The sequence below is a fragment of the Pseudomonas sp. CM25 genome, assembly GCF_013179705.1.
Lineage (GTDB): Bacteria > Pseudomonadota > Gammaproteobacteria > Pseudomonadales > Pseudomonadaceae > Aquipseudomonas.
In genome coordinates, this window is sequence record NZ_JABMCW010000439.1 from 1 (window position 1) to 3,839 (window position 3,839).

2 protein-coding genes are annotated in these 3,839 nt (G+C 64.1%); both read left to right on the plus strand.

What is annotated here, in order from left to right:
- On the plus strand, window positions 1-464 hold a 464-nt coding region (locus HP546_RS27345), incomplete at its 5' end, for a response regulator transcription factor (protein ID WP_172232085.1).
- 8 nt (window positions 465-472) lie between these two features.
- Window positions 473-3,839, plus strand: a 3,367-nt coding sequence (locus tag HP546_RS27350; protein ID WP_172232088.1) for an ATP-binding protein, incomplete at its 3' end; no start/stop codon positions are given.

Consider the following 3,839-nt stretch of genomic DNA (forward strand, 5'->3'; position numbering starts at 1 on the left):
TCGACATCAGCATTCCCAAGCTGGACGGGCTGGAGGTGCTTTCCCGTTTCCAGGCCATGGCTTTGCCACTGAAAGTTCTGGTGCTGACTGCGCAGTCTCCCGAGTTGTTCGCCGTGCGTTGCATGCATTCGGGTGCCGCAGGCTTCGTGTGCAAGCAGGAAGACCTCAACGAACTGCTCAGTGCAATCAAGGCCGTGCTGGCCGGCTACAACTACTTCCCCAGCCAGGCAATCAAGCACAACCAGGCAGTTGATGCCGACCTGCAACTCTTTCGCCAGGTGAATGACCGCGAACTGATGGTGTTGCAACTTTTTGCGCAGGGTCGCTGCAACAAGGATATTGCCAAGGGCATGTTCCTCAGCAGCAAGACCGTCAGTACCTACAAGAAGCGCCTCATGCACAAACTCAAGGTCAATACGCTGGTCGACCTGATCGACATGGCCAAACGCAACGCGCTGGTCTGAGCATGGTCATGCCCCGCCCTGGCGCCCGCCTGCTGCTCGCCCTGCTGCTGTGCAGTGGCGTGGTACAGGCGACTCATCACGACACCTCCACCTACGCAGTGCTGGCACGCTCGACAGCCCGGCCGACACCGCCTGAGCTTACCCTCGAACAACGGCAGTGGCTGCAAAGCCGGCAGGAGCTGGTGCTGGGCACCTCGGCACCGGACTACCCGCCATTCGACATCACCAGTGGCGGGCGCGACTACCAGGGTCTTACCGCCGAGTATGCAAGCCTGATCGGCGCAGCCTTGCAGTTGCCGGTGCGGGTGCTGCGTTTCTCCAGCCGCCAGGCGGCGGTAGAGGCGCTGCGGCGCGGCGATATCGACCTGCTGGGCAGCGCCAACGGTTACGAAGCGGCCAGCGATGGCCTGGCGCTGTCGCAGCCCTATGCCATCGATCAACCAGTGCTGGTAACGCGTGAAGACGACAGCCGGGCGCTGGACATGGGCCTGAGCGGCATGCGCCTGGGCATGCTCTACCATTATCTGCCGGGGCAGGAAGTGCGCAGCACCTACCCCCAGGCCAGGCTGCAGGCTTTCGGTTCTTCCAGCGAGGCCCTGAGTGCCGTGGCATTCGGCCAGGCCGACGTGTTCATCGGCGACACCATCTCCACTCACTACCAGCTCAGCCGCGGCCACCTGCCCCGCCTGCGCATGGCCAACTTCAGCAAGCACGAGGCCATCGGCTTCGGTTTTGCCTTGCGCCAGCAGGACACACTGCTGCTGGAACTGGTGAATGCCACCCTGGGCAGCCAGACCCAGGCCGTGCACGCCAGTATCTTCAAACGCTGGAGCGCTGGCAGCGATCTGTTGCTGACCGACCGCAAACTGCAGTTGAGCACGGCCGAGGCGCAGTGGCTCAAAGATCACCCGGTCATGCGCGTGGTGATCGATGATACGGCTGCGCCGCTGTCCTATTTCGATGGTTCAGGGCACTTTCGTGGCATCACTGCCGATCTGCTGGAGCTCATCCGCCTGCGCACCGGCTTGCGATTCGAGGTGCAGCGCGCCAGCGGCATCGCCGACATGCTCGCCCGGCTCAAGGATGGCCGCGCGGATGTCATCGCCGCGTTGGTCAGCGGCGGAGTGCCCGAGGGCGACCTGCAAATCAGCCGGCCTTATCTGGAAAGCGCCTACGTGCTGGTCAGCCGCGACGGCAGCAAGGCATTGGGCACACTGGAGCAGTTGCAGGGGCACCGCATCGCCATCACGCGCTACAGCGACATGGACGCCATGCTGTCCCGGGATTACCCGCAGATTGGCTGGGTCGAAACCGAAAGCGCGTTCTACTCCCTGGCGCTACTCAAGAGTGGCGCCGTGGATGGCGTCATCACCACCCTGATCGATGCCAACCATGCCTTGGCCGGCAACCCCGAGCTGGTCATCCGCACCACCGTCGGCAGCGAACCGGCGAACTTTGCCATGGCGACCAGCGCACCGTCACAGACCCTGGTGTCGATCCTCGACAAGGCCCTGCTGAGCATCTCGCCCGAAGAGCTGGGGGTGATCAACAACCGCTGGCGCGGCTTCGGCCTGCATGACGACGGTAACGGCCAGGGTTACAGTCGGCTGACGCTGCAGGTGGTGCTGGGTACGGCCGTGCTCCTGCTGCTGGCGCTGCTGTGGAACGCCCGGCTGCGCCTGCAGATTCGCCAGCGCCAACGCGCCGAACGCGCGCTGAACGACCAGCTCGCGTTCATGCGCGCGTTGCTCAATGGCACGCCTCACCCCATGTACGTGCGTGACCGCGAGGGCTGCCTGCAAAGCTGCAACTTCAGCTACCTGGAAGCCGTGCAGGCCCGCTCAGACGACATCATCGGCAAGCAGCTGGACGGCAGCCTGTTCGCCGACAGCGAACAGAGCCGGCAAATTCAGGCCGACTACCAGAAAGTCATGGCCGAGGGTTCGCCGCTGATCATGGACCGGCCACTCCGGATCAAGGGCCGGGACATGACCATCTACCACTGGATACTCCCCTACCGAGACTCGCTGGGTGAGGTGCGCGGCATCATCGGCGGCTGGATCGACATCAGCGAACGCCGCCAACTGGTTCTGGAGCTGCGCCAGGCCAAGCAGCAGGCCGACGATGCCAACCGCGCCAAAAGCACCTTCCTGGCCACCATCAGTCACGAAATCCGCACCCCGATGAATGCTGTCATCGGCATGCTCGAACTGGCGGTAAAACGCGCCGACCAGGGTAGGGTGGACCGCAGCGCACTGGAGCTCGCCCACCATTCCGCAAAGGACCTGCTGGGCCTGATAGGCGATATCCTCGATATCGTGCGCATCGAGTCCGGGCACTTGTCACTGGCGCCAGAGGCGGTCGACCTGGCCGCCCTGATTGAATCCGTAGGGCGGATTTTCGATGGCCAGGCGCGGCAGAAAGGCCTGGCCCTGGAAGTGACGATCACACCGGCCGCACGCTGCCACGCCTGGCTCGATCCGCTGCGCTTCAAGCAAGTGCTGTCCAACCTGGTGAGCAATGCCATCAAGTTCACCGAACATGGCGGAGTGCGCATCAGCGTCGACCTGCTGGCTGACGACACCGGCAAGCCCGCAGTGCTGGAGCTGGAAGTGCGCGACAGTGGCATCGGCATCCACGCCGATGACCTGCAGCGCCTGTTCAACCCGTTCATCCAGGCCAACCCGCACAGCCAGGGCGCCCGCGCGGGTACCGGGCTGGGCCTGGCGATCTGCCGCAACCTGTGCGAAATGATGGGTGGCAGCCTGAGCATCAAAAGCCTGGAGAGTGTCGGCACCCGGGTGCGCATGAAGATGCCGCTGCAGCAGGTTGATGCTGCAGCACCCGCCCCGCTGCCTGAACACCTCGATGTACCCGACCCACGCCTGAACGTCCTGGTGATCGACGACCACCCGGCCAACCTGGAACTGATGGCGCAGCAGCTCGGCTACCTGAACCTGGAGCACACCTGCGCGCGCGATGGCCGCGAGGGCCTGGCCATCTGGCGGGCGGGCGACTTCGATGTGCTGGTGCTCGACTGCAACATGCCGCACATGAACGGTTATCAACTGGCGACCGCCGTGCGCACCGAAGAACGCCATGGCAAGCGTCTGCGCTGCACCATCCTTGGCTACACCGCCAACGCGCAGCCAGAAGTACACCGCAAGTGCTTGAGTGCGGGCATGGATGACTGCCTGCTCAAACCCATCAGCCTGAGCACCCTCAGCCAGCACCTGGCGGGCATTCGTCCGCGCCGGCAGAAAAAACTCAGCCGCACACCCTACAGCCTGGACGGCCTGGCCGCAGTCATCGGGCCTGCGCCAGCCGACCGCCAGCGCTTCCTGCTGGCGTTGCAACAGAGCCTGCAGGCCGACC